General features: G+C 66.3%; 19 protein-coding genes and 2 pseudogenes. 10 read left to right on the forward strand and 11 right to left on the reverse strand.

The genetic code is table 11. The annotated features are described in order from the left end of the window. From PO768_RS22280 to flhD, 10 genes and pseudogenes are all read right to left on the reverse strand, one after another. Positions 1–504, reverse strand: a pseudogene (locus tag PO768_RS22280) (flagellar biosynthesis protein FlhF); the annotation flags it as partial. Next, positions 501–2594: a flagellar biosynthesis protein FlhA gene (flhA, locus tag PO768_RS22285; protein WP_272647806.1), complete on the reverse strand. Its 2094-nt coding sequence runs from the start codon at positions 2592–2594 to the stop codon at positions 501–503. The pseudogene PO768_RS22280 and the gene flhA, both read right to left, overlap by 4 nt. Before the next feature lie 8 nt (positions 2595–2602). After that, a complete protein-coding gene (locus tag PO768_RS22290) occupies positions 2603–3778 on the reverse strand; it encodes an EscU/YscU/HrcU family type III secretion system export apparatus switch protein (protein WP_272647807.1) in 1176 nt (391 codons plus the stop codon). 168 nt (positions 3779–3946) lie between these two features. After that, positions 3947–4582 carry a protein phosphatase CheZ gene (locus tag PO768_RS22295; RefSeq protein ID WP_272647808.1) on the reverse strand — a complete coding sequence of 212 codons (636 nt, stop codon included), beginning with the start codon at positions 4580–4582 and terminating at the stop codon, positions 3947–3949. A 14-nt stretch (positions 4583–4596) separates the two neighbouring features. Beyond that, complete coding sequence (gene cheY / locus PO768_RS22300) at positions 4597–4989, reverse strand: chemotaxis response regulator CheY (RefSeq protein WP_137943282.1); 393 nt, start codon at positions 4987–4989, stop codon at positions 4597–4599. A gap of 138 nt (positions 4990–5127) precedes the next feature. Continuing rightward, positions 5128–6042, reverse strand: a complete 915-nt coding sequence (gene motB / locus PO768_RS22305) for a flagellar motor protein MotB (RefSeq protein ID WP_272647809.1) — start codon at positions 6040–6042, stop codon at positions 5128–5130. 12 nt (positions 6043–6054) lie between these two features. Then, complete coding sequence (gene motA, locus PO768_RS22310) at positions 6055–6912, reverse strand: flagellar motor stator protein MotA (protein ID WP_262973878.1); 858 nt, start codon at positions 6910–6912, stop codon at positions 6055–6057. 56 nt (positions 6913–6968) lie between these two features. Beyond that, positions 6969–7769 (reverse strand): class I SAM-dependent methyltransferase, encoded by an 801-nt coding sequence (locus PO768_RS22315; protein WP_272647810.1) that lies wholly within the window; start codon positions 7767–7769, stop codon positions 6969–6971. Between the two features lie 8 nt (positions 7770–7777). Then, complete coding sequence (flhC, locus tag PO768_RS22320) at positions 7778–8314, reverse strand: flagellar transcriptional regulator FlhC (RefSeq protein ID WP_171018277.1); 537 nt, start codon at positions 8312–8314, stop codon at positions 7778–7780. Between the two features lie 87 nt (positions 8315–8401). Beyond that, entirely contained in the window at positions 8402–8725 is a 324-nt protein-coding gene (flhD, locus tag PO768_RS22325) for a flagellar transcriptional regulator FlhD (protein ID WP_137943286.1), read from the reverse strand. 458 nt (positions 8726–9183) lie between these two features. Here flhD and PO768_RS22330 point away from each other — a divergent pair, with 458 nt between their 5' ends. From PO768_RS22330 to PO768_RS22360, 7 genes are all read left to right on the forward strand, one after another. Then, positions 9184–10419, forward strand: coding sequence for a flagellin (locus PO768_RS22330; protein WP_272647811.1), 1236 nt, complete (start codon positions 9184–9186; stop codon positions 10417–10419). Positions 10420–10629: 210 nt separating this feature from the next. After that, the gene (locus tag PO768_RS22335; RefSeq protein ID WP_272647812.1) at positions 10630–11874 is read left to right on the forward strand and encodes a flagellin; all 1245 of its coding nucleotides are present in this window, start codon (positions 10630–10632) and stop codon (positions 11872–11874) included. A gap of 106 nt (positions 11875–11980) precedes the next feature. Then, on the forward strand, positions 11981–13420 hold the full coding sequence (gene fliD, locus PO768_RS22340; protein ID WP_272647813.1) for a flagellar filament capping protein FliD: 1440 nt from the start codon (positions 11981–11983) through the stop codon (positions 13418–13420). A gap of 168 nt (positions 13421–13588) precedes the next feature. Beyond that, positions 13589–14023, forward strand: coding sequence for a flagellar export chaperone FliS (gene fliS, locus PO768_RS22345; RefSeq protein WP_272647814.1), 435 nt, complete (start codon positions 13589–13591; stop codon positions 14021–14023). 40 nt (positions 14024–14063) lie between these two features. After that, positions 14064–14363: a flagellar protein FliT gene (locus tag PO768_RS22350; protein ID WP_137943291.1), complete on the forward strand. Its 300-nt coding sequence runs from the start codon at positions 14064–14066 to the stop codon at positions 14361–14363. Between the two features lie 38 nt (positions 14364–14401). After that, on the forward strand, positions 14402–15139 hold the full coding sequence (locus PO768_RS22355; protein ID WP_137943292.1) for a flagellar brake protein: 738 nt from the start codon (positions 14402–14404) through the stop codon (positions 15137–15139). A 10-nt stretch (positions 15140–15149) separates the two neighbouring features. Beyond that, on the forward strand, positions 15150–15674 hold the full coding sequence (locus tag PO768_RS22360) for a GspH/FimT family pseudopilin (protein ID WP_272647815.1): 525 nt from the start codon (positions 15150–15152) through the stop codon (positions 15672–15674). Positions 15675–15699: 25 nt separating this feature from the next. Here the strand turns inward: PO768_RS22360 and fliE are convergent, their stop codons facing one another. Further along, a complete protein-coding gene (gene fliE / locus PO768_RS22365) occupies positions 15700–16023 on the reverse strand; it encodes a flagellar hook-basal body complex protein FliE (RefSeq protein WP_266007079.1) in 324 nt (107 codons plus the stop codon). Between the two features lie 161 nt (positions 16024–16184). Here fliE and fliF point away from each other — a divergent pair, with 161 nt between their 5' ends. The 3 genes and pseudogenes from fliF to PO768_RS22380 all read left to right on the forward strand — a co-directional run. Then, the gene (gene fliF, locus PO768_RS22370; protein WP_272647816.1) at positions 16185–17897 is read left to right on the forward strand and encodes a flagellar basal-body MS-ring/collar protein FliF; all 1713 of its coding nucleotides are present in this window, start codon (positions 16185–16187) and stop codon (positions 17895–17897) included. Between the two features lie 15 nt (positions 17898–17912). Then, positions 17913–18908, forward strand: coding sequence for a flagellar motor switch protein FliG (gene fliG / locus PO768_RS22375; protein ID WP_137943294.1), 996 nt, complete (start codon positions 17913–17915; stop codon positions 18906–18908). A 12-nt stretch (positions 18909–18920) separates the two neighbouring features. Next, positions 18921–19150 (forward strand): annotated as a pseudogene (locus PO768_RS22380) (hypothetical protein); the annotation flags it as partial.

A 19150-nucleotide genomic window follows, 5' to 3' on the forward strand; every position in this document is an offset into this window, starting at 1 on the left:
CTGGCGCGGCGCCATCGCTTGCAGCGCTGCCTGGGCGCGCTGCTGGCGGGCGGCCACCAGCGAGGCCACACCCTCGGGGGGCAGCTCCGGCTCGGCCGGCATCATGTCCATGCTGGGTTCGGTGCGGCCGCCGTTGAGCTCGGCATGGCGGCGCTTGAGCATGCGCTCGCGCACATAGTCCTGGAAGGACAGCGTGCTCATCGCCAGCGCCTGCACATCGGCATTGACGCCGGCGTCGCCGAACAGCACCGGCGCCTGGCGCGCGGCGCGCTCGCTCAGCGGGGCCTCCTTGGGGCGGGCCTGCACACGGCTGGGCGCGCTGACCTTGGGTGCCGTGGCGGCCACCTTCTCGATCTGCGACATGCCCTCGGGGGCCATCGCCAGCACCTCGACGCCTTCCTTGCAAGGCTTGTTGGACAGCACGACGGCGTCATCGCCAAAGGCCTGGCGCACCAGGGCCATGGCCTCGCGGGCGGAACGGGCGGTGAAGCGTTTCACATTCATGCTGTGCCTCCAATGACCGAACCGATCCGGATCGAATGAGTTTCAGGAATTTCGCTATGGCCCAGCACCTTCAGGCGCGGCGCAGCGCGGCGCAGCAGGCGTGCCATCGGGGCGCGGATCAGGTCGGGCACCAGCAGGCAGGCCGGCACACCACGGTCCTCCTGGGCCTGGGCGGTCTCGGCGGCGCTGCGGGCCAGGGTGTCGGCGACACCGGGGTCCAGCGCGGCGCCGTGGGGCGAATTCAGGGCTTGCGTGACCAGGCGCTCCAGCTCGGGCTCCAGCGCGATCACGTCCAGCTCCTTCACCGGGCCATAGATCTGCTGCACGATGGCCGGGGCGATATGGGTGCGGATGCGGCGGGCCAGCTCGGCCGGGTCGGCGACGGTGGCGGCGTTTTCCGCGATGGACTCGACGATGGAGCGCATATCGCGGATGTGCACGCCCTCCTCCAGCAGCAGCTGGAGAACTCGTTGCAGGGATGAGATGCCGACCATCTTGGGTATCACGTCTTCGATCAGTTGCGGGGCTTGCTTAGTGAGGTGATCCACCAGTTGCTGGGTCTCCACTCGGCCCAGCAGCTTGGCCGCGTGGACTTGCATCAAGTGTGAAAGATGGGTGGCAATCACGGTCGAGCAATCAACCACGGTAAATCCCGCCATTTGGGCCATTTCGCGCTGGCGGTCCTCGATCCAGGTGGCCGGCAGGCCGAATGCCGGATCGGTGGTCTGGGTGCCGATCAGCTTCTGGCTGGCATGCCCAGGATTGATCGCCAACCACATGCCAGGGAAGGCCTCGGCCTCACCGACCACGGCGCCGCGCAGGGTCAGCCGGTACTGGCTGGGGCGCAGCTCGAGGTTGTCGCGGATATGCACCGGCGGCGGCAGAAAGCCCACATCCTGGGCAAACTTGCGCCGCACGCCCTTGATGCGGCTGAGCAGATCGCCCTCGCGGTTCTTGTCCACCAAGGTGATCAGTCGGTAGCCGACCTCCAGGCCCAGCGTGTCGATGGGCACCAGATCGTCCCAGCTGGCCTCGGCATTGGGCTCGGCGGCGGCCGCAGCGGCGGAGGGTTTGGCGGCGGCCGCTGCGGCGGTCTTGGCCTGCGCCTGGTCCCGGGTGCGCAGCCACCAGGCCAGATAGCCCAGGCCGCTGGCGATCATCAGGAAGACCAGATGCGGCATGCCGGGGATCAGGCCCAGCGCGCCGATCACGCCGGCCGTGACGGCCAGGGACTTGGCCGAGCCGAAGACCTGACGGCCGATCTGGCTGCCGATGTCCTTCTCCGAGCCGACGCGCGACACCACCATGGCCGCCGCGACCGAGATCAGCAGCGCCGGGATCTGGGCAACCAGCGCATCGCCGACCGCCAGCAGCACATAGGCGTCGGCCGCCTGGCCGGCCGAGAGGCCATGCTGGGCCACGCCGATGATGAAGCCGCCGATGATGTTGATCACGAGGATCAGGATGCCGGCGATCGCGTCGCCGCGAACGAATTTGCTGGCACCGTCCATCGAGCCGAAGAAGTCGGCCTCGTCGCCCAGCTCGGCGCGTCGGCGCTTGGCCTCGGCCTCGTTGATCAGGCCGGCATTCAGGTCGGCGTCCACAGCCATCTGCTTGCCGGGCATCGCATCGAGGGTGAAGCGTGCGCCGACCTCGGCGATGCGCTCCGCGCCCTTGGTCACGACGATGAAGTTGATCACCACCAGGATCGCGAACACGATCAGGCCGACCGCGAAATTGCCGCCGATCAGGAAATGACCGAAAGACTCGATCACCTTGCCGGCCGCGCCCGGGCCGGTATGGCCCTCCAGCAGCACGACCCGGGTCGAGGCCACGTTCAGCGACAGGCGCAGCAAGGTGGTCAGCAGCAGCACGGTCGGAAAGGCCGCGAAGTCCAGCGGCTTGACCATATTGGCGGCCACCATCATCACCATCACGGCCATCGCGATATTGAAGGTGAACAGCAGATCCAGGATGAAGGGCGGCAGCGGCAGCACCATCATCGACAGGATCAGCAGCACCGCCATCGGCGCGCCCAGCGCGGCGACGATGCCGGCTCGCGGGCCCAGCAAGGTTTGCAGTCGGGCCATCAGCGCGTTCATTGCTCGTCGTCCTCAGGGGCGCCGCTGCGCTGGGCGGCGGGTTTGTTGTGGGGGTCCAGCTCGGGCGGCACGACCGGATCGGGCATGGCCGGCGCCACGCCTCGCCCGGCCAGGGCCGCGCGCAGCTGGTAAACATAGGCCAGCACCTGGGCCACTGCGGCGAACAGCGCGGCCGGGATCTCGCGGTCCAGCTCGGCATGGGCATAGAGGGCGCGCGCCAGCATCGGCGACTGCAGCACCGGCACCTTGGCGTCTTTGGCCAGGTCGCGGATCTTCATCGCCAGCAGGTCGGCGCCCTTGGCCACAACCTGGGGGGCGGCCATCTTGCCCTCCTCGTACTTGAGCGCAACCGCATAGTGAGTCGGGTTCATCACGACCAGATCGGCCGTCGGCACGGCGGCCAGCATGCGGCGCTTGGCCATCTCGCGCATCTTGGCGCGCATGCGCGACTTCACTTCCTGGTTGCCCTCGAGCTCCTTGAACTCTTGCTTGACCTCTTCGCGCGACATCTTCAGGCGCTTCATATAGAGCTGGTACTGCAGCGGCACGTCGATGACGGCGAACAGCGCAAGGCCCAGGCCCAGAAAGGCCAGGCCGCCCATCAGCTGATCACCGGCATAGGCCAGCGCGGCCGGCAGCGGCACCGACATGATGCCGACGTAGTTGGCGATTCGGTTCTTCATCACCAGGCCGGCGATCAGCGCCAGCACCAGGGCCAGCGCACAGGCCTTCAGCGCCTGGCCCAGGCCCTGCCACTGGAACAGCCGGGCGATGCCGGTCAGCGGATTGAGATTGGAGAATTTGGGGGCGACGGCCGTCATCGTGAAGTTCCAGCCGCCCAGCGCCAGGCTGCTGAGCACCGCGACCAGGCTCAGGCACAGACCCACGCCCAGGCTCAGCAGCAGGCCGCGCAGGCCGATTTCTAGAAAGCGCTCGGTCATCACACCGGGCTTGGCCAGCAGCTCGGCGTCAAAGCGCAGGCTGACATCCATCAGCTGCTGCAGCCAGGCCACGCCCTCGGGCCCGCCGGCCGCCAGCAGCGCGCCGCCGGTCAGGATGACGGCGAAATGGCCCAGATCGCGCGAACGCGGCACCTGGCCCTCGGCCCGAGATCGCTGGATCTTCTTGGCTGAGGCCGGTAAGTTCTTGTCTTGTGCGTCTTGGTCGGCCATGGCGGATGAGGCGCTCCGATGAGCGCTGCGCCATTGTTGGCCGCCAAGGCCGCGAACTTAAGCCGGATAAGGGGGGGGAAACCGGCGGTGATCCGGCCCCGAGAAACGACAAACCCGCCTCGGAAGGCGGGTTTTGGCGGGTTCGGGGCGGAGGGGGCCGGCTGCGGACTAGAAGCCCAGGCTGGCCAGCAGGTCGTCGACCTCGCCCTGGTTGGTCACCACATCGGTGCGGCCTTCCGGGTTCACGACCGGGCCTTGCAGGATGCTGGCGTCGACCTTCTCGCGCTGCTCGGGCGGCACCACCTGCACCAGCAGCTTGACCAGGCTGTCTTCCAGATCATTGGCCAGGGTCACGACCTTGGCGACCACCTGGCCGGTCAGGTCATGGAAGTCCTGGGCCATCATGATGTCGGTCAGGTGCTGGTCGATATGGCCGGTCGAGGCCTCGACCTGCTTGACGAAATTGAACACCGCGCCGCTGGCCACGGCCTTGACCGGGTCGGCCGTGATGGCCCTGGCCATTTCATTGGCCGCCTGGGTGATGCGGGCGTGTTCGGCCTTGGCCTGATCGACCGAGTTCAGCACCTTGTTGGCGGCCTCGGCGGTCTTGCTGGCGATATAGGTCAGGCGGCTGCGCGCATCGGGCAGGCCGTCGGTGGCGGTCTGCAGCTTGGGCATCACGCCCAGCTGCTGCATCGTGTCGTGCAGCACCCGGGTGATGGTGCCGAGCTGCTGGAACACCTCGGGCGAGACCATCAGCGGGTCGGTGCCACTGCCCAGTTTGGCGAGTTCTTCCATCTTCATGGTGATCTCCCGCCTCAGGCCGCAGCGGCCAGTTTCTGCATGATCTTCTGGACTTTTTCTTCCAGCGTGGCCTTGGTGAAGGGCTTGACGATATAGCCGGCCGCGCCGGTCTGGGCGGCCAGCACGATGTCTTCCTTGCGGGCCTCGGCCGTCACCATCAACACCGGCAGGTGCTTCAGGTTGGGATCTTCCTTGATGGCCTTCAGCAACTCGAAACCCGTCATATTGGGCATATTGATGTCGCTGACGACAAAGTCGTACTTGGCCTGCTTGAGCATGTTCAGGGCCTCGACCCCGTCCTCGGCTTCCTCACAATTGTTGTAGCCGATCTCCTTCAGCAGCCCGCGCACGATGCGGCGCATGGTGGAGAAATCGTCAACAACCAAGAATTTCATGTCAGTGCTCATGGCTTTCCTCGCAGGTCTAGAGGGTCTTATCGGCTTGTGGGGGCAGGACTTGAGGGCTGGCTCGCCGCGTTTTCGGACGCTGCCGCCGGCTCCTCATCTTCAATCTCGGGCAAATTCTTCAGCACCGCATCCTCGGCGTCANTTTTCGGACGCTGCCGCCGGCTCCTCATCTTCAATCTCGGGCAAATTCTTCAGCACCGCATCCTCGGCGTCACGGTTCATCACGATGATGCTGATGCGGCGGTTCGCGGGGCTGGCGGGGTCCTTGGCATCGAGCAGCTTGCTGGAGGCCAGGCCCTGCACCCTCAGCATGCGTGCCTCGGGCAGACCACCGGCCACCAGCTCGCGGCGCGAGGCGTTGGCGCGGTCGCTGGATAGCTCCCAATTGCTGTAGCCGCGATCCCCGGAAGAAAATGGCTGGGCGTCAGTATGGCCCTCCAGCGTCAGGCGATTCGGCACTTCGGTCAGAACCTCACCGAGTTCGCGCAGGAGTTCACGCATATAGGGCTTCACGATCGCGCTGCCGCTGTCGAACATCGGGCGGTTGCCCTCGTCGACGATCTGGATGCGCAGACCCTCGCGGGTCATGTCCAGGCGGATCTGGCCGCCCAGCGCGGCCAGGCGCGGGTTGTCGGCCAGCACCTCCTCGACCTTGGCCTTGAGCTGCTGCAGCCGGGTGCGCTCGGCCTTGCGCTGCTCTTCCTTGAGCGCGCGCAGATTGACGGCGCGGCGCTGGGCCTCGACCTCGCCGGCCTTGACCTGGCCGGTCTGGCGCGTCAGGTCCTGGCCGCCGCCACGTATCACATGGGAAGAGTCGCCCGAGCCCGAGCCACCCAGCATCGCCACCTTCAGCGGCGACGAGAAGTAGTCGGAGATGCCCTTTTTATCGCCCTCGGTGGTCGAGCCCAGCAGCCACATCAGGAGGAAGAAGGCCATCATGGCCGTCACGAAATCGGCGTAGGCGATCTTCCAGGCGCCGCCATGCGAGGCGTGACCGCCCTTCTTGACGCGCTTGATGATGATGGGCTGGAGCTTTTTGGCGTCACCTGCCATGACCGTCTACCCTCACTTCTTCTTCACATGGCCTTCGAGTTCGGCAAAGGTTGGGCGTTCCGTAGAGTACAGCACCTTGCGTCCGAATTCGATAGCAACCTGGGGCGCGTAGCCCTGCATCGAGGCCAGCAAGGTGGTCTTGATGCACTGCAGCTCCTTGCCGTCCTCGTCGACCTTGTTCTCCAGCAGCCCGGCCAGCGGCTCGGCAAAGGCATAGGCCAGCAGAATCCCCAGGAAGGTGCCGACCAGGGCCGAGCCGATCATGCCGCCCAGCACCGCCGGCGGCTGGCCGACCGAGCCCATGGTGTTGACCACGCCCAGCACGGCCGCGACGATGCCGAAAGCCGGCAGGCCGCCGGCCAGGCGCTGGATGGCCTGCACGGCCATGAAGGCCTCGTGATGGTGGGTGTCGATCTCGTTGTCCATCAGCGACTCGATCTCATGGGCGTTCAGATTGCCCGAGACCATCATGCGCAGATAGTCGGTGATGAACTCGGCCACATGGTGATCGTTGCCGACCACCGGGTATTTCTGGAACAGCGGCGAGCTGTGCGGATCTTCGACATCCTTCTCGATCGACATCAGGCCCTCCTTGCGGGCCTTCTGCAGGATGTCGTAGAGCAGGGCCAGCAGCTCCATATAGCGGGCCTTGGTGTACTTGCTGCCCTTGAAGCAGGCACCCAGGCCTTTCATCGTGGCCTTCATGACCTTGGGCGGATTGGTCGCCAGCATCGCGCCGATGGCCGCACCGAAGATGGTCGTCATCTCGAACGGCAGGGCCTTCAGCACCACGCCGATATTGCCACCGTGAGCAATGAAGACCCCGAAGATGCAGGCCATGGCCAGCACCCAGCCAATGATGACAAACATGGATGGATTCCGTTTTGTATTCGCTTGCGGCGGGTTCGGGCTTGTCGGCCCGGCCCTCAGTTGCCAGTCATATCGGCGTCGGCGGCGCGCTCTTGAGCGATGCTGCTCGCATAGACCCATAAGCGGTGCCGCCCGCCCAGCTCGATGCAGGCCCGCGCCGGCAGCGCCGGCAGCTCGAAATCAAGACTGACCAGCCAGGCCTTGGGGCGCAGCTGCTCGCGCATCTTGGCCAGGGCCTGCGGCATCGACTCGGGGCGCTGGAACAGATAGATCAGATCGTAGGCGCGCCAGTCATCGGCCCACATATCGCCGCGCCGCACCCGTGCCCAGGGACACCGCCAGGCCGCCAGACGGGCCAGCAAAGCGCTCCACTCCACCCCTTCGATGCGGGCCAGCGGGTAGACCCGGCGCAGCTCGCGCAGGCCGTGACCCAGGCCGCAACCGGCGTCGAGCACGCGCGCACCAGCGCGCAGCGGCGCGATCTCGGCCAGGGCTTGTAGGGCGCCCGGCGGCGTGGGATAGAGCGGCGCATCGCGCCAGAGCCGCTGCGGATAGGCCAGGGCCAGCAGGAGCAGCGGAAGCAACCAGGCCCAGGCGGGCAGGCCGGACGCCGCGCCGCTGATCAATAGAGAAAGAGGAAAGCCCAGCGCCACCATCACGCGACGCCAGCGACTGGACTGTGTCAGCGCCAGCAGCAGGCCGGCAAGACCTGCCCCCAGCGCGGCGGGCAGCGGCCCCAGGCCGAGGCGAACCAGTGCGAGAAACAGCAGCCAGGCGCCGCCCCAGCTCAGCAGGGCCGGCAAGGGCCAGGCGCGGTGCAGCGCGGCCATAGGGAAAGGCATGGCCGAGGCGGGCACCACAGGTCTCAATGCATATGGATGCCGCCCTGCGCCTTGCCCTTGCCGGCGCGGGCCGGTGGGTTGCACAGGCCGCAGACATAGTGACGGGCGATCTCGTGCGGGTGGGTCACGAAGTGGCCGCCGCACTTGCTGCACTTGGTCATCGTCAGCATGCCGTTGTCGATGAACTTCACCAGGCGCCAGGCGCGCGTCACCGAGAGCTGCTCCTCCAGGCCCTGGGCCTGGGTCTGCTCGCGGTAGAGCTGGAAGGCCTTGATGACGGTGTCGATCTCATCCATCTCGGCGACCTTGTTCAGGTACTCGTGGATGTTGAGAAACAGCGAGGCGTGGATATTGGGCTGCCAGGTCATGAACCAGTCGGTCGAGAAGGGCAGCTGGCCCTTGGACGGCGACTTGCCCGAGACTTCCTTGTACAGGCGCAGCAGGCGCTCATAGCTCAGATCGGTCTCCGACTCCAGCACCTGCAGGCGCGCGCCCAGGTTGATCAGGGTCACCGCACGTTCGATCTGGCGGGCTTCGGTCAGGATGCTTTTCTGGCGCATGATGGTCACTCTCGATCGGTGTTCAGTATTTCGCGGGGCCAGCACCGGGCCGCTCCCAAGCGGCCCCGCATGACCGGGGGTCAACAGTCAGGCGGCTTCTTGGTGGCGGCCTGCCATCAGGATGCTGGCATGCAGGCGGGAGACCTGGTCGTTGGCGGCGGTCTTGCCGTGGCTGGTCAGCAGACCCCAGACCATGTCGTCGTCCATGCGGAAGCGGCACAGCAAGGTGTTGCCCGAGGCGATCTTCATCATCTGAGCCGGGCTCAGCGTGCCGATCAGGGTGGCGGTCTCTTCCGAGATGCCCAGGCGGTACAGGGCCTGCTCACGGTCGCTACGGATCAGGCTTTGCGCCAGCATCAGGTAGGACAGATTCGCTTCACGGATCTCGGCGAGGATTTGGTCTGCGTTCATCTGGCACTCCTGTTGTTTCGGTTTGGTTCCAACGTGAAACGGATTGTGAAGACCGGAACAGGGGCCCAACATCAGGCCAAATCCGCGCGTTGCGTCTCTCTTCCGAGCAGAGCCGTGTCAGGCAAATTCCTACAAGCCTGCTGCAGACCAAGAATTACCGTTTTGTTCCGGCGAGCGCCTGCCCCACGTAACAGCGTGTGAAACATGCCTAAAGTTCTGTCAGGCCAGATCGATAAACATCCCAACGGAATCGAAGCTTCGGCTCCGTGGTCCGGAACAGCCGACCGGTGGATTTTGAGTGGATCAACTCAGACGACCTCTCAGTCTTCATCGACTAGCTGCCGCCGGACGCAGTCTGCGGCTTGCCGCAGACACGGGGACCGCCCTCACCCGATGGCGAGCCCCGAGGCAAGAGCCGGCGTCTGCCGGGAGCATCTGTAACACTTTGGAGATCGATCATGGCAATGTCTGTCAATACCAACTCGGTTTCGCTGAACGCCCAGCGCAATCTGTCTTCCTCGCAAAACTCGCTGGCCACCTCGATGCAGCGTCTGTCGTCTGGTCTGCGCGTCAACAGCGCCAAGGACGATGCCGCCGGCCTGGCGATCGCCGAGCGCATGAGCGCCCAGACCCGCGGCCTGAACGTCGCGGCCCGCAATGCCAATGACGGCATCTCGCTGGCCCAGACCGCTGAAGGCGCGCTGGGCAAGGTCGGCGACATGATGCAGCGCATGCGTGAACTGGCCGTGCAGTCGGCCAACGCGACCAACAGCTCCGATAACCGCAAGGCCCTGCAGGCCGAAGTCACGCAGCTGCGCGATGAAATCGACCGCGTCGCCAAGAACACCTCGTTCAACGGCCGCAAGCTGCTCGACGGCTCCTTCGGTTCGGCCAACTTCCAGGTTGGTTCCGACTCGGGCCAGAACATCACGATCGGCAGCCTGACCAACACCACCGCCGCCGGCCTGTCCAACATCACCTACGGCGACAACTCGGCCACGACGGCGGCCGGCACCACCGGTGCGGTGAATGTGGCCGATGCCACGGTGACCGGCTATAACGCCGAGATCGCCGCCGGCACGCTGACCATCCAGGTCGGCACCGCCACCGCGATCGACCTCGGCGAGATCGAGGCCGCCGGCTCGGGCAAGGAGCGTTTCGGCCAGGTCATCGAGGCGATCAACCGCAAGACGGCCGACACCGGCGTCTCGGCCTTCGCGACCGAGAACGCCGATGGCACGATGCGCCTGGAAGTGGTCAGCTCCAAGCTGGATGCCGCCACGCCGCCCGCTCCGCAAGCCATCACGTTCGCCGGCTTCACCGCCGCCGACACCGGCATGGCCGTGGCCGATATGGCCCAGACCGCCCAGCAGAATGAGGTCGGCATCGACGACATCTCGGTGGAAACCGAAAAGGACTCCTGGGTCGCAATGAAGCAGCTCGACAGCGCGCTGGACCAGGTCAACAGCGCCCGTGCCAAGCTGGGCGCCGTGCAAAGCCGCTTCGAGAGCGCGGTCGGCAACATCATGATCCAGAGCGAGAACACCGCTGCCGCTCGTGGCCGCATCATGGACGCCGACTTCGCGACGGAAACCTCCAATCTGTCGCGCACGCAGATCCTGCAGCAGGCCGGCACCGCGATGGTGGCCCAGGCCAACCAGCTGCCGCAGCAAGTGCTGTCGCTGCTGCGCTGATCGGGTAGGCGCCGGGCGCGCAAGCGCTCGGTCAAGCCCTCCAACCAAGCCCCGGCCACGCGCCGGGGCTCTTCATTGACGGCATCGAATAAGGCATCGAACACCCTGCTTATCGAGTCTTCCGGCATTTAAGTTCTGCCGAAGAATGCAGCTACCGAGTAGGTACGCCGGCTCCAAGCCGGAATCATCGATTTCAGTAGGAGAGCCGCGATGCCTCAAACCATCAATACCAATATCGTTTCGCTGAACGCGCAACGAAACCTGAACAACAGCCAGAGTTCTCTGGCCACCTCGATGCAGCGCCTGTCCTCGGGCCTGCGCGTCAACAGTGCCAAGGACGATGCGGCCGGTCTCGCGATTGCCGAGCGCATGAACACCCAGGTGCGCGGCCTCAATGTCGCGGCCCGCAATGCCAATGACGGCATCTCGCTGGCGCAGACCGGCGAAGGTGCGCTCGGCAAGGTCGGCGACATGCTGCAGCGCATGCGCGAGCTGGCCGTGCAATCGGCCAACGCGACCAACAGCCCGGACGACCGCAAGGCCCTGCATGCCGAAGTGGTGCAGCTGCGCGACGAAATCGACCGCGTCTCGAAGCAGACCTCGTTCAACGGCAAGCGCCTGCTGGACGGGTCCTTCACCGCTGCGACTTTCCAGATCGGCGCCAACTCGGGTGACGGCATCACGATCGGCAGCCTGGCCAACACGACCACCGCCGCCATCTCGACGGTCCAGTACGCGGAAGGCAATACCGCCGCCTCCTTCGATGGCACGCAGATCACCGGCCCCAATCTGGCCGCCATCCCCGGCGCCGCCAATCCCGGCCCGCTGACCATCACGGTAGCGCCCAGCGTCACGCCGATCGATATCGGCACGATCCCGGCGTCCGACTCCGAGAAGGAGCGCCTGGGCGAGGTCATCGAGGCGATCAACCGCAAGACCACCGACACCGGCATCTCCGCCTATCTGGTGGAAGACCCGGCCGTGGCTGGCGCCTTCAAGATCACGATGATGTCCTCCCGCATCGACACGACCACCGGCCTGCCCGGCGTGGTCACGCTGGCCGGCTTCACGACGGCGACCACCGGTGTGGACGCTGGCGACGGCGGCCTGATCGTGCCGCCGGCGGTCAACCCGGAGATCGGCATCGACAGCCTGAGCATCGAGACCGAGGTCGGCGTGTGGAAGGCGATCATGAAGATCGACAGCGCGCTCGACCAGGTCAATGGCGCGCGCGCCCAGCTCGGCGCGGTGCAAAGCCGCTTCGAGACGGCGGTCGCCAATATCCAGATCCAGAGCGAGAACGTGTCGGCCGCCCGCGGTCGCATCATGGACGCCGACTTTGCGCAGGAAACTGCCAACCTCTCGCGCGCCCAGATCCTGCAGCAGGCCGGCACCGCGATGGTGGCCCAGGCCAACCAGCTGCCGCAGCAGGTGCTGCGGCTGCTGCAAGGCTAAGCGCCCTCCCTTCCCCGCTGGCGAGGCCCGTTGCATGCAAACGTAACGGGCCTTCAGTTATTGGCTCCAATGACCGACAACAGATCACGGCTCCAAGGATACGGACATGGGCATTTCATCAACAGGCATAGGCAGCGGACTGCAGGTTGCCGACATCATCGACAAGCTGGTCGCGTTGGAGAAGAAACCGCTGCAAAACCTGCAGACCTCGGCCACCTTCATCCAGACCCAGATCTCGACCTATGGCAAGGTGCAAAGCCTGCTGTCCGGCGTGACCTCGGCCGCCAATGCGATGGCCAAGGCCTCGCTATGGGGCCAGACCTCGGCCGGCAGCAGCAATCCGACCGCCCTGTCCGCCACCGCCAGCGCCGGCGCCAGCTCGGGCAGCTACAGCGTCAACGTGACCCAGCTGGCCAGCGCCCACAGCCTGGCCTCCGGCGCCTATGCCACCGGCGCTGCGGTGCTGGGCAGCGGCAAGCTGAAGATCGAGCTGGGCAAGTACACCGACCAGGTCGCCCCCGCGAACCCGAGCTTCACGCCCAAGGACGGCGCCAAGACGATCAACCTCGAGTTCAGCGCCGCGGGCACGACCCTGGAGGACGTGCGCAAGGCCATCAATGACGCCAAGTCCGGCGTCACGGCCAGCATCGTCAAGGACGCCAGCGGTTCGCGCCTGACCATACGCAGCGACGCCACCGGCGAAGTGAGCGCGCTGCGCATCACCGCCACCGATCTGGCCGACGCACCGCTGGCCACCGGCCTGGGGGCCCTGAGCTACAGCCCCGACACCGGCAACACGACGATGCAACAGACGGTGGCGGCCAAGAACGCGCTGGCCACCGTCAACGGCCTGGATGTGGTGTCCGAGTCCAACACCTTCAGCGGCGCGATCGAGAATGTCAGCTTCACCGTCTCGGCGCTGACGACGACGCCGGCAACGATCAATGTCGCCAATGACGGCGCGGCGCAGAAGAAGGTGGTGCAGGACTTCGTCACCGCCTACAACGCGCTGAACAGCTTTCTGGTCGAGCAGACCAAGTACGACGAGAAGGCGAAGATCGGCGGCGCGCTGCAGGGCGACAGCACGGTGCTGAACCTGCGCAACCAGATGCGCAACATCCTGCGCGACACCGGCGCCGGCCAGTTCAACTTCCTCAGCATGACCAGCAAGGATTCCGCAGCGCCGACCGACGGCACGATCACGCTGGACATCGCCGCGCTGGACAAGGCCATTGCCGACCCCGGCAAACTCGGCAAGCTGTTTGCCGGCGATGCCGACGCCAAGATCACCGGCATGGCCAAGCGGCTGGCCGACTTTACGACCGGGCTGACCGGCAGCAAGGGCTCGCTGAGCAGCCGCACCGAAGGCTTGAACCAGAAGCTCAAACTCAACGAGAAAGAGCAGGACAAGGCCGAGGACCGTATCGCGCGGACCACCGACCGGCTCAACAAGCAGTACCAGGCGCTGGACAACCGCATGGCCGGCCTGAGCTCGCTGCAGAACTACATCAACCAGCAGGTCGCGAACTGGAACAAATCCTCCTGAGACCCCCCTGCTCCGCCCGCCCATGCCCGCCGCCCGCGGGCATGCGTCGTTCTGGTCCCTGCAATCCCGGTGTAACAAGGCGAATCTGTCACATCCTGAGGCTCAAGTCGGCGCCGGGGATGGCCGATAAGGACTACATAGCAGCATCCAACCGGCCCTCATCACATCATGAACGCCATCGCCACCTTCTTCGAACCGGCCCGCACGCACAACAGCATGGCGAGCAACTTCTACCGCCAGACCGGCGTGCAGACGGGCCTGGAAGCCGCTTCGCCGCACCGCCTGGTGGTGATGCTGTTTGACGGCCTGATGGAAGCGATGGCCCAGGCCCGCGGCGCGATCGCCTCGGGCAATGTCGAGCTGAAGTGCCGTGCCATCGGGCGCGCGGTGCGCATCGTCGACGAGGGCCTGAAGAGCGCGCTGGACCTGCAGCAAGGCGGCAGCCTGGCGGCCGATCTGTCCGACCTCTATGGCTATGTGATCCACCGCCTGACCGAAGCCAATCTGCACTCCGATGTCAATGCGCTGGAGGACTGCCGAAAAGTCATCGAACCCCTGCGCGAAGCATGGCTGGCCATCGCCCCCCAGGCCGACAGCCGCTGAGCCGCCGCCACCTCACAGCCCGCGAATGATAGGTATCACCATGAACACCCACCTGCTGAGCTATTACGAAGCCATTGAGCAAGCCAGTGCCGACATGCTGTCGGCCGCCCGCTCGGGCAATTGGGACCAGGTCGTCAAGCTCGAAGGCGCTTGCGTGCTGCTGATCTCGCAACTCAAGCGCGCCGCCTCGCAGGAGCAGCTGCCGCCCGAGGAGAGCCAGCTGAAGACCCGGATCATGCAGCGCATCCTGCTCAACGATGCCGAGATCCGGCACCTGGCCGAACCCTGGCTGGAAGACCTGGACCTGGTGCTCAGCGGCAAGAGCAAGATGGTGCACTGAACAAGCCCGAGGCTTGCGGGCCTTGAACCCTGCTTCGCATGACGACCCGACCACTGGACGACTTTCGCATCGCAGCCAGGCCCGAGATCGAGGCCTGGCTGCGCCGTTTGCTGGACCGCCAGGTGCGCCTGCAGCTGAGCACGCCGGCCGGCGCCAGCCTGCTGACCCAGCTGTGCAGCGTCGATGTCGAGCACCACAGCCTGGGCTTCGAGGTCGAGCCCGGCCCGCTGCAGCAGTTGCAGGCCCTGCTCGACAGCGCCGAGCTGGTCGCGGTGGCCTATTTGGACAATATCCGGCTCGAGTTCGAACTCGATGCCCTGGTGCTGGTGCAAGGCGCCGCGCTGAGCACCTTGCGCGCGCCCTGGCCGGCCGAGCTCTACCGCTTCCAGCGCCGCCAGGCCTTTCGCGTCGAGCCGCTGGGCCACAGCTACCCGCGCGTGCTGGTGCCACATCCGCATGAGCCCGAGATGGCGCTGCGCCTGCGCGTGCTGGACCTCAGCGTCAGCGGCCTGGCCCTTCTGCTGCCGGCCGATGTGCCGCCGCTGCAGGCCGGCCTCAGCCTGAACGCCGCCCGCGTCGAACTCGATGGCGATGTCCATTTCGAGACCACGCTGCACCTGCAGCATGTCGGCCCCTGCAGCCCCGACGCCCAGGGCATCAGCCCTGGTCTGCGCCTGGGCTGCGCCTTCGGCACCCTGCCCAGCGGCGCCGAGCGCGCGCTGCAGCTCTATATCGACCAGACCCAGAAACGCCAGCGGCTGCTGAAAAAGCCCTGAGACGCGCCCGATGCAAGTCCGCCGCCGCTGTCATGGCTTCACGTTGCTGGAGGCGGCCATCGTGATCGCGGTGCTGGGCATCGTCGCGGCCGTGGCCGTGCCCAGCTACGGCAGCATGCTGGCGCGTCAGCAGCTGCGCGCCGCCGGCGCCCATCTGGCGCTGGATCTGCGCACCGCGCGCGAGGAGGCCTTGCGCAGCGGGCGCAGCGTCTTCGTCAGCAGCCGTGGCAGTGGCCCTGCCTGGTGCTGGGGCGTCAGCCGCGACGCGCCCTGCGATTGTCAGAGCGAGGCTCAGAAAGAGGGCCACGGCGGCGCGCCGGCCTGCAGCGTCGGCCGCGGCGAGGCCAGGGACTATCCGCTGGTGGAACTGGGCCGCGCCGATACGCTGGAATTGCAGCCCGGCCTGGGCCGGGCGCTGCGCGCCGGCAGCATCGAGCTGAAGACGCGCAAGAAGCACAGCCTGCAGGTCCAGCTCAATGCGCTGGGCCGCGCCCATCTTTGCGGGCCCGACGCGCCCAAGCCGGCCGACTGCTGAGCCCGGGGCGGGCGCTGCGCCGGCCTCAGACCTGCATATTCATCACTTCGGAATAGGCCGAGACCAAGCGGTTGCGCACCTGCAAGGTGGCCTGGAAGCCGATCTGGGCCTTCTGCATCGCCACCATGGTCTCTTCCAGGCTGACATTGGGATTGTCCAGCTGGACCTCGCGCTGCAGCCGCGTCGCTTCGGCCTGCTGCTGGCTGACCCCCTTCATCGCCTGGGCCATCGCGTCGCCGAAGCTGGCACCGCCGACCGCCTTGGGCTTGGCCAGCGGCTGGCCATTGACAGCCATGCCGGCGCGTGCGGCGGCCTGGGCGAAATCAAAGGGCTTGAGCTTGAGGTCCATGGCAGCGAATGCTACGCAAGCCCGCGCCTTCCTAAGGAGGGAACTGCGCTCGGTTCATCGGCCTGTTCGCGGCTTTCTTGAGGGGCCAAATCCGAATAATTGCAGGCAACGGTTCAGCTGTCGGCGGACCGTGAAGAACTGCACAGAGAACCCAGCACCCCATGGACAACGCCCTCGCCTCACCCGCTCCCACCGCCCTGGCCGATCCGGCGCAGTCGGGTGCGTCGGCCGCTGCACCGACCGGATTTGCGGCCCGCATGGCGGCCCTGCCGATGCGCAGCAAGCTGAGCCTGGGCGTGGGCCTGGCGGCGCTGGCCGGCGTGGTGCTGGCGATGACCTTGTGGAGCGGCCAGGGCGACTATCGCCCGGTCTTCACCGGCCTGTCCGACAAGGACGGCGGTGCGGTGATCGCCCAGCTCGCCACCCTCAACGTGCCTTATCGCCACGAGCCCGGCGGCACGATTCTGGTGCCGGCCAATCAGGTCTATGACGTGCGCATGAAGCTGGCCTCGGCCGGCCTGCCCAAGGGCAGCACCGTCGGCTTCGAGCTGATGGACAAGACCTCGATCGGCCAGACCCAGTTCAATGAACGACTGAACTTCCAGCGTGCGCTGGAGGGCGAGCTGACCCGCACCATCACCGCGCTAAACGACGTCGCCGATGCCCGCGTGCATCTGGCGATGCCGCAGCAAAACGGCTTCTTCCGCGAGCAGCAAAAGCCCAGCGCCTCGGTGATGCTGACGCTGCGCGGCGGCCGCACCTTGGACCGCGCCCAGGTGGCCGGCATCGTCCACCTGGTCTCGGCCTCGGTGCCCGAGCTGAGCCCCAAGGCCGTCAGCGTGCTCGACCATACCGGCGCCCTGCTGTCCAACGCCGGCGACAACGGCTCGGGTCTGGACAGCCAGCAGCTGCAGTACAAGCAGCAGATCGAGGCCAACTACAACAAGCGCATCTACGAGCTGCTGGAACCGGTGGTGGGCCGCGAGAACCTGCGCGCCACCATCACCGCCGATGTCGATTTCTCGCAGGTCGAATCGACCGCCGAGGAATACAAGCCCAACCAGGGCGCCAACACCCAGGCCTCGGTGCGCAGCAACCAGACCCAGGAATCGATCAACGCCACGCCCGCCCTGCCCACCGGCGTGCCGGGCGCGGCCACCAACCAGCCGCCGGTGCCGGCCACCGCGCCGATCAACGGCCAGGCCGCCCCACTGCAGACCGCTCAGGGAGCGGGCAACGGCCAGCAGAGCACGCGCCGCGAGGCCGTCACCAACTACGAACTCGACAAGACCGTGCGCGTGACCCGCAACGCCACCGGCACGGTGCGGCGCCTGAACGCCGCCGTCGTGATCAACCACCGCCAGGTCACCGACGCCAGGGGCAAGACCAGCAGCCAGCCGGTGCCGGCCGAGGAGCTGACCAAGCTCAACGAACTGGTGCGCGAGGCCATGGGCTTCAGCCAGGAGCGCGGCGATTCGATCAAGGTGGTCAGCGCCCCCTTCATGGACAGCAAGCCCGAGATCGTCGACGTGCCGCTGTGGAAGCAGCCCTGGCTGCTGGAACTGCTGCGCACGGCCGCCGTGCCGCTGGCCCTGGTGCTGGTGGCACTGATCGCGGTGTTCGGCCTGGTGCGCCCGGCGATCCGCGCCGCCAACCCAGCGCCGGCCGAAGCCAAGACCGATGAGGCCGGACAGCTCAACGCGATGGTCGATGACCAGCATGAACTGCCCGGCATGGGCGGCCTGCCGGCCCTGGAAGCCCCGATCTCGAATGACAAGCTGGAGCGCGCCCGCCAGCTCGCCCGCGACAACCCGGTGGCGGTGGCCAACATCATGCGCTCCTGGATCAACGGCGAAGAACTCGCCACGACTTGACGAACGAGAACCCCCATGGACGATCAAGGCGTAGAAGACGCAGCCATCCTGCTGATGTCCCTCGGTGAGGAAGAAGCCTCCGAGGTCTTCAAGCACCTGCAACCCAAGGAAGTGCAAAAGCTCGGCGAGACCATCGCCAAGCTCAAGGTGATCCCGCGCAGCAAGGTCGAGGAGGTGCTGGACCGTTTCGACGCCGTCGCCGAGACCCAGAGCACCCTGGTCAACGACACCGATGAGTACGTGCGCAATGTGCTGCGCAAGGCCCTGGGCGACGACAAGGCCAATCTGCTGCTGGACCGCATCCTGCAAGGCGGCGATGTCTCCAGCATCGAGAGCCTGAAGTGGATGGATGCCGCCTCGGTGGCCGAGCTGCTGCGCAACGAGCATCCGCAGATCATTGCCGCCATCCTGGCCCATCTGGACTATGACCAGACCAGCTCGGTGCTGCGCGTCTTCACCGAGCGCCAGCGCAACGAGGTGCTGGTGCGCATTGCCACGCTGGACGGCATTCAGCCGATGGCCTTGAAGGACCTCAACGAGGTGATGAGCCAGGTGCTGGCCGGCGGCGAGCGCATGAAGAAGAGCTCGCTGGGCGGCGTCAAGACCGCGGCCGAGATCATCAATATGCTGGGCTCCTCGGTCGAGGCCTCGGTGCTGGACTACATCCGCGAGGCCGATGCCGATCTGGCCCAGAAGATCATGGACAATATGTTCACCTTCGAAGATCTGGACAAGATCGACGACAAGGGCATCCAGGCCGTGCTCAAGGAAGTGCAGAGCGAATCCCTGGTGGTGGCGCTCAAGGGCGCGGCGCCCGAGCTGCGCGAGAAGATCTTCCGCAATATGTCCACCCGCGCGGCCGAGACCCTGCGCGAAGATCTCGAATCGCGCGGCCCGGTGCGGCTCTCCGAGGTCGAGAGCGAGCAGAAGGAAATGCTCAAGATCGTGCGCCGCCTGGTCGACGAGGGTCAGATCATGCTGGCCGGCGGCGGCGACGACCAGTTCCTCTGAGGCTGACCCGCGATGGCCACCAGACAACCGCCCCGCCAGGTGCCGCCGCCCGAACGCCGCGACGGCGAGGAGCGCCGCAGCAGCTACAGCCGCTTTATCCCGCGCGAGGAGCTGTCCGGCTTCGCCGCCTGGAACCCCGACGCGCTGCAAGGCGGCCCGGAGGCCCGGCGCCCGCCTATCTATGCGCCGGCGCCACCGCCCGCCCCGGCCGCCGCGCCCGCGCCACCGCCGACGCCCGAGCC

The organism is Paucibacter sp. XJ19-41 (assembly GCF_028462495.1).
GTDB lineage: Bacteria > Pseudomonadota > Gammaproteobacteria > Burkholderiales > Burkholderiaceae_C > Roseateles_E.